This window comes from Acidisphaera rubrifaciens HS-AP3, from assembly GCF_000964365.1.
Classification (GTDB): Bacteria; Pseudomonadota; Alphaproteobacteria; order Acetobacterales; family Acetobacteraceae; genus Acidisphaera; species Acidisphaera rubrifaciens.
Map to the genome: position 1 here is coordinate 1 of NZ_BANB01000599.1, position 6416 is coordinate 6416.

Consider the following 6416-nt stretch of genomic DNA (forward strand, 5'->3'; position numbering starts at 1 on the left):
GTGCCCTCGCCCCTGCTCGTCTGGCTGTCGCCGCCGCTGGCGGTCGCGGCCACCATCGCCGTCAGCGCGGCGATCTTCGCCGTCATCGGCAGTAAGCCGGCGCAGTCGGTGTTCGCCTTCTTCGTCTCGCCCCTGCTGTCCACAGACGGCCTCGCGGAGCTGGCGCTGAAGGCGGGACCGCTGGCGATGATCGGCGTCGGTCTCGCTGCCGGGTTTCGCGCCAATGTGTGGAATATCGGGGCGGAGGGACAGCTCACGCTCGGCGCCATCGCGGGCGGCGGCATCGCCCTCGCCTTCTACGGCCAGGACGGGTGGTGGATCCTGCCGCTGATGTGTCTGGCGGGGGTGACCGGCGGCATGGCCTGGGCGGCGATCCCGGCGTTCCTGCGCACCCGGTTCGGGGTCAACGAGATCCTGGTCAGCCTGCTGCTGACCTATGTCGCGAGCCTGCTGCTGACGACGCTGGTGTTCGGGCCGTGGAAGGACCCGGACGGTTTCAACTTCCCGCAGTCGCGCATGTTCAGCGACGCCGAGGTGCTGCCGCCGATCATCGAGGGCACGCGGCTCGGCCTCGGCACGGTGATTGCGTTCATCGTCCCGGTCCTCGTGGGGGTGGTGATGCGCTATTCGATCATCGGATTTCGGCTGCGCGCGGTCGGGCTGGCGCCGGCGGCGGCGCGCTATGCCGGATTCTCGGAACGGCGCGTGGTGTGGCTGGTGATGCTGGCGGGGGGCGGTCTCGCCGGGCTGGCCGGCGTGTTCGAGGTGGCGGGACCGATCGGCCAGCTGATCCCGCAGATCACGCCGGGCTACGGGTTCACCGCCATCATCGTCGCCTATCTCGGCCGGCTGCATCCGCTCGGGATCATCCCGGCGGCGCTGATCGTCGCACTGTCCTATCTCGGCGGCGAGGCGGCACAGGTGCAGACGGGGCTGCCGAAGGCGGCAACCGGCGTGGTGCAGGGCATGCTGCTGTTTTTCCTGCTCGCCTCCGACTTCCTGGCGCGCTACCGCGTGACGCCGGTGCGGCGTCCGCGTGTCGCCGCCGGCGCCGCATCCACGCCTGCCGCCGCGCCGGTGGTGTCATGACCGGCGGCGTGCTGATCCCGCTGCTGCAGACCGTCGTCACCAGCGCGACGCCGCTGCTGTTCGCGGCCCTGGGCGAGCTGGTGGCGGAACGGTCGGGCGTGCTCAATCTCGGCGTCGAGGGGATGATGCTCGCCGGCGCCGTGTTCGGCTTCGCGGTGATGACGGCGACGGGCAGCGACACGCTGGCGCTGCTGGCGGCGGCGGCGGCGGGGACGACCCTCGCACTGCTGTTCGGCGTCCTCGCGCTGACCCTCGCGGCGAGCCAGGTGGCGACCGGCCTGGCGCTGACGATCTTCGGCACCGGCCTCTCGACGCTGATCGGCGCGCGCTATACCGGCCGCACGGTGCCGCCGCTGCCGCGCCTCGACGTGCCGGGGCTGTCAGAGCTGCCGGTGATCGGCCCGCTGCTGTTCCGTTACGATGCCATGGTCTATCTCTCGGTGGCGTCCGCCTTCGCGATCGGCTGGTTCCTGCGCCGTACGCGCGGCGGCATGGTGCTGCGCGCGGTCGGCGAGTCCGATGTCTCTGCCCATTCGATCGGCCATCCGGTGATCCGCATCCGCTACCTCGCGGTGCTGTTCGGCGGCGCCATGGCGGGGCTGGGCGGGGCCTATCTCTCACTCGCCTACACGCCGCTCTGGGCGGAGCAGATGACGGCGGGGCGCGGCTGGATCGCGCTTGCGCTGGTGGTGTTCGCCGCGTGGCGGCCGGGGCGCGCGTTGATGGGTGCCTATCTGTTCGGCGGCATCACCGTGCTGCAGCTCTATCTGCAGGGCAGCGGGCTGGTCGCGATCCCGACGCAGATCCTCGCCATGGTGCCCTACATCGCGACGATCGTGGTGCTGACCGTGATCTCGTCCGCCTCGGCGCGGTCGCGGCTGAGCGCGCCCGCCTGTCTCGGCAAGACGTTCCGGGTCGCGACGTGACGCGCCCGGCGGATACAACGAAGGAGAGTAGCGGATGGCTGGGCTGATCGAACGTCGTACCCTGCTCACCGGCGCCGCCGCGACGGGCGCCGCCGCCGCGATCGGCATCGGGCGCGCGCGGGCGGCGGCGCCGATGAAGATCGGCTTCGTCTATGTGGGCCCGGTCGGCGATCTGGGCTGGAGCTATCAGCACGACGTCGCGCGCAAGACGCTGCAGGAGAAATACGGCGACAAGATCGCCACCCAGTTTGTCGAGAACGTCGCCGAGGGACCGGACGCCGAGCGGGTGATCCGCGAGCTCGCCAAGGTCAACGCGATGGTATTCGCCACCTCGTTCGGCTTCATGAACCCGACCGAGCGCGTCGCCAAGCAATTCCCCAAGGTGAAGTTCGAGCAGGCGACCGGCTACAAGACGCGCCCCAACATGGCCGAATACAACGCCCGCTTCTACGAGGGCCGCGCCGTGTGCGGCACCATGGCGGGGATGCTGTCGAAGGCCGGCGTCGCCGGCTACGTCGCCTCGTTCCCGATCCCCGAGGTCGTGATGGGCATCAACGCCTTCACCCTCGCCGCGCGCAAGGTCAACCCGAACTTCAAGACGAAAGTGATCTGGGCCAACACCTGGTTCGATCCCGGCCGCGAAAGCGACGCCGCCAAGTCGCTGATCGACCAGGGCGCCGACATCCTGGCGCAGCACACCGACAGCCCGGCGGTGATGCAGACGGCGGAGGCGCGCGGCGTGCTCGCCTTCGGCCAGTCGTCGGACATGCGCCGCTTCGGACCGAAGGCGCAGGTCACGTCGATCGTCGACAACTGGGCGCCCTACTACATCCTGCGCACGCAGCAGGCGCTCGACGGCACGTGGAAGACCGACGACGTGTGGTGGGGCATCAAGGAAGGCATGGTGGAGCTCGCCCCCTACGGTCCCGCCGTCACCGACAAGGTGCGCGCCGCCGCCGACGAGGTGAAGGCCGGGATCGTGTCCGGCAAGATTCATCCCTTCACCGGACCGATCAAGGACCAGAAGGGCAACCTCAAGCTCGCCGCCGGCGCGGTGATGCCGGACGCCGACCTGCTGAAGATCAACTGGTACGTGGAAGGCGTGCAGGCCTGACGGCCGCCGCCGCGCGCGAGGAGGGCTGCGATGCCATTGCTGCGCCACCATTACGGCAAGGGGCGCGTGCGCCTGATGCGGGTGCACCGCGACGGCGACTATAACGAGGTGCGCGAACTCACGCTGCGCGTGATGCTCGACGGCGATTTCTCCGCGGCCTACACGGACGCCGACAACAGCCGGGTGGTCGCCACCGACACCATCAAGAACCTTTGCTACATCGTCGCCACCGACCATCTCGCGGCCGGTGCGGAAGCCTTCGCCGAGGCGCTCGGCGCCTGCTTCCTCGACCGCTACGCGCATGTCACGGCGGTGTCGGTGACGTCGACCGAGACGAAATGGGCGCGCATGCCGGTCGGCGGCGCGCCGCATCCGCACGCCTTCCTGCTGGACGCTAACGGTACGCCAACCGTCCGCGCGCACTTCACCCGCGACGGCGCGACCATCGCCTCGGGCATCGACGGATACACCTTCATGAAATCGACCGAGGCGGGGTGGGTCGGCTACCTGATGGACGACGCCACGACATTGAAGGAGACGCGCGACCGGATCGTCGCGACGGCGATGGACGCAAGCTGGCGCTGGTCCGCCCGGCCGGCGGACTACGCGGCGGCCAACGCCGCGATCCTGACGACCGCGATGGAGGTCTTCGCCACGACCTACAGCGACGGGGTGCAGGACAGCCTGTACCGCATGGGCGAGGCCGTGCTCGCCGCCGTGCCGGAGGTGGCGGAAATCAGCATGGCCTGTCCCAACAAGCACTACATCCCGGTCAACCTCGCGGGCTTCGGCCGCGACGGGCGCAACTGCGTGCTGCTGCCGACCGACGAGCCGCACGGGCAGATCGAATGCACGGTCGGCCGCGCCTGATCCCGGCCTGAGCCTACCCGGTCTGGCTGGCGCGCAGACCCGACGGGTCGAAGCGGCGGAGGAAATCGAGCAGCACCGTCGCGGCGCACGCGGCATCGGCGGCGGTGATCGACTCCGCCGGATTGTGGCTGATGCCGCCCCGGCAGCGCACGAACAGCATGCCGATCGGACACAGCGCCCGCATCGCGAGCCCGTCATGCCCGGCGCCGCTGACCAGACGCAGCGGCGCGATGCCGGCGCGGCGCACCGCGTCCTCGAACTGCGCGACCAGCGCGGGGTGGCAAAGCGCCGCCGGCTGGTCATAGGTGCGGCGTATCTCCACCCCCACGCGGCGGCGGCGGGCGATCGCGCGGCAGTCGCGCTCGAACGCGGCGATCGCCGTGCGGCGTACGGTATCGTCGTCGCTGCGCACGTCGACGGTGAAGAAGGCGCCTGACGCGATCACGTTCACCGCTCCCGGATCGGCAGCGATCACGCCCGTCGTGGCAACCAGGCCGGGCGTGCGCAGCGCCAGCGCCTCGATCGCCAGGATCATCTCCGCCGCCGCGCAGACCGCGTCGCGGCGCAGGGCCATCGGCACGGTGCCGGCATGGCCGGCCACGCCCTCCACCGCCACCTTGAACCGGCTGCCGCCGGCGATCGCCGTGACGATGCCGACCGGCAGTCCCTGCGCCTCCAGCACCGGCCCCTGCTCGATATGCACCTCGCAATAGGCGAGCACGTCGTCTGGCCGGCGGGCGACGGCGGGGATGGCGTCGGGGGCGCAGCCGAAGCCGATCAGCGCGTCGCGCAGCCGCACCCCGTCCGGGTCGACCGCATCGAGCGTCGCTGCGTCGAAGGTGCCGGCGACCGCGCGCGACCCGGTGAGCGTGACCGGAAAGCGCGAGCCTTCCTCGTCGCCGAAGGCCAGCACCTCGATCGCAAAGGGCAGGCGCTCGCCCGCGCCGTGCAGCCGCGCCACCGCCTCGATCGCGGTGACCACGCCGAGCGTGCCGTCATAGCGCCCGGCGTCGCGCACCGTGTCGATATGCGAGCCGAGCAGCAGCGCCGGCGCATCCGGCCGCGCCCCCGGGTACCGCCCGACGACGTTGCCCACGGCGTCGATCGAAGCCGTCATGCCGGCCTCGCGCATCCAGCCCGCCACCAGATCCGCCGCCCCGCGATGCTCCGGCGTGAGATACCGGCGCGTCAGCGCGTCGCGCTCCGACGAGAACCGCGCGAGGTCCGCCAGCCGCGCCATCAGCGCGCGGCCCGGCGCCGTGTCGTCCGGCCGATCCATCAAGCGGCCGTCCCCGCTGCCGGGTGGGTCGCGTGCCAGTGCCGCGCGACGTCGATGCGCCGCGCGATCCAGACGCCCTCGTGCCGCGCCACGTGGTCGATGAAGCGCTGCAGCGACGCCGCCCGCCCCGGTCGCCCGGCAAGCCTGCAATGCAGCCCGACATTGAGCATCCGCGCCGTCCCGTCCCGCCCCTCGGCATAGAGCACGTCGAAACTGTCACGCAGATAGGTGAAGAACTGCTCGCCCTCGGCGAAGCCGCTGGTGGTCGCGAAGCGCATGTCGTTGCTGTCGAGCGCGTACGGGATCACCAGATGCGGCCCGTGCGGCCCGCGCACCCAGTACGGCAGGTCGTCGGCATAGCTGTCCGACGAATAGACGAAGCGCCCGTCCTCCAGCACGAGGTCGAGCGTGTGCATCGAACAGCGGCCGAGATAGAACCCCTCCGGCGGCGCGCCGGTGACCGAGGCATGCAGGTCGAAGGCCTCGCGCATGTGCGCCTGCTCGACCGCGCGCGGGACGGATTTGTAGTCGATCCATTTCAGCCCGTGGCTGGCGATCTCCCACCCCGCCTCCTGCATCGCCGCGACCTGTTCGCGCCCGCGCGCCAGGGCGGTCGCGACGCCATAGACGGTCACCGGCAGGCGGTTGGCGGTGAACAGGCGCCACAGCCGCCAGAACCCGGCCCGCGCGCCGTATTCATAGATCGACTCCATGTTCCAGTGCCGCTGTCCGGGCCAGGGCGCCGCCCCCGGGATTTCCGACAGGAACGCCTCGGACGCCGGATCGCCGTGCAGGATGCTGCTCTCGCCGCCCTCCTCGTAGTTGATGACGAACTGCACGCAGACCCGCGCCCCGCCCGGCCAGCGCGGGTCGGGCGGCGTGCGGCCATAGCCGGTCATGTCGCGGGGATAGGGATCGCTGGGAGAAAGCGCGGGCACGTCCGGCGCGCCCGGCGGCTCAACGGTCATCGGCAACCTCGGCACAGCATGCGCGGCGGAACGCCCGCCACCCGCGCGCGGCGGGGCAAGAAGCGAGCCAGATCATTGAGGGAACGACGAACGGCGGAGCGGCGTGGTCGGGCAGGCGGGATTCGAACCCACGACCCCCAGTCCCCCAGACTGATGCGCTACCAGGCTGC

The 6416-nt window shown here is 70.9% G+C and carries 6 protein-coding genes; 4 read left to right on the top strand and 2 right to left on the bottom strand.

Translation table 11 applies throughout. From position 1 onward, the window contains the following. The 4 genes from B8460_RS15155 to pucL form a co-directional block, all read left to right on the top strand. Positions 1-1089: ABC transporter permease (locus B8460_RS15155; RefSeq protein ID WP_456303907.1), on the top strand; the 1089-nt coding region annotated here is incomplete at its 5' end. Beyond that, positions 1086-2015, top strand: a complete 930-nt coding sequence (locus B8460_RS15160) for an ABC transporter permease (RefSeq protein ID WP_048862445.1) — start codon at positions 1086-1088, stop codon at positions 2013-2015. The genes B8460_RS15155 and B8460_RS15160, both read left to right, overlap by 4 nt. Before the next feature lie 34 nt (positions 2016-2049). Then, on the top strand, positions 2050-3129 hold the full coding sequence (locus B8460_RS15165; protein WP_048862446.1) for a BMP family ABC transporter substrate-binding protein: 1080 nt from the start codon (positions 2050-2052) through the stop codon (positions 3127-3129). A 30-nt stretch (positions 3130-3159) separates the two neighbouring features. Further along, positions 3160-3999: a factor-independent urate hydroxylase gene (gene pucL, locus B8460_RS15170; RefSeq protein WP_048862447.1), complete on the top strand. Its 840-nt coding sequence runs from the start codon at positions 3160-3162 to the stop codon at positions 3997-3999. 13 nt (positions 4000-4012) lie between these two features. On the opposite strand, the gene B8460_RS15175 is transcribed toward pucL, so the two are convergent. Both B8460_RS15175 and puuE read right to left on the bottom strand, forming a co-directional pair. Continuing rightward, positions 4013-5278, bottom strand: a complete 1266-nt coding sequence (locus B8460_RS15175) for an allantoate amidohydrolase (protein WP_048862448.1) — start codon at positions 5276-5278, stop codon at positions 4013-4015. Next, positions 5278-6246, bottom strand: coding sequence for an allantoinase PuuE (puuE, locus tag B8460_RS15180; RefSeq protein WP_048862449.1), 969 nt, complete (start codon positions 6244-6246; stop codon positions 5278-5280). The genes B8460_RS15175 and puuE overlap by 1 nt, the downstream gene beginning before the upstream one ends. Positions 6247-6416 lie beyond the last annotated feature (170 nt).

Bases quoted from the DNA above. Each gene is read 5' to 3' on its own strand.
- B8460_RS15160 (WP_048862445.1), top strand. From the start codon at position 1,086: ATGACCGGCGGCGTGCTGATCCCGCTGCTGCAGACCGTCGTCACCAGC.
- B8460_RS15165 (WP_048862446.1), top strand. From the start codon at position 2,050: ATGGCTGGGCTGATCGAACGTCGTACCCTGCTCACCGGCGCCGCCGCG.
- pucL (WP_048862447.1), top strand. From the start codon at position 3,160: ATGCCATTGCTGCGCCACCATTACGGCAAGGGGCGCGTGCGCCTGATG.
- B8460_RS15175 (WP_048862448.1), bottom strand. From the start codon at position 5,278: ATGGATCGGCCGGACGACACGGCGCCGGGCCGCGCGCTGATGGCGCGG.
- puuE (WP_048862449.1), bottom strand. From the start codon at position 6,246: ATGACCGTTGAGCCGCCGGGCGCGCCGGACGTGCCCGCGCTTTCTCCC.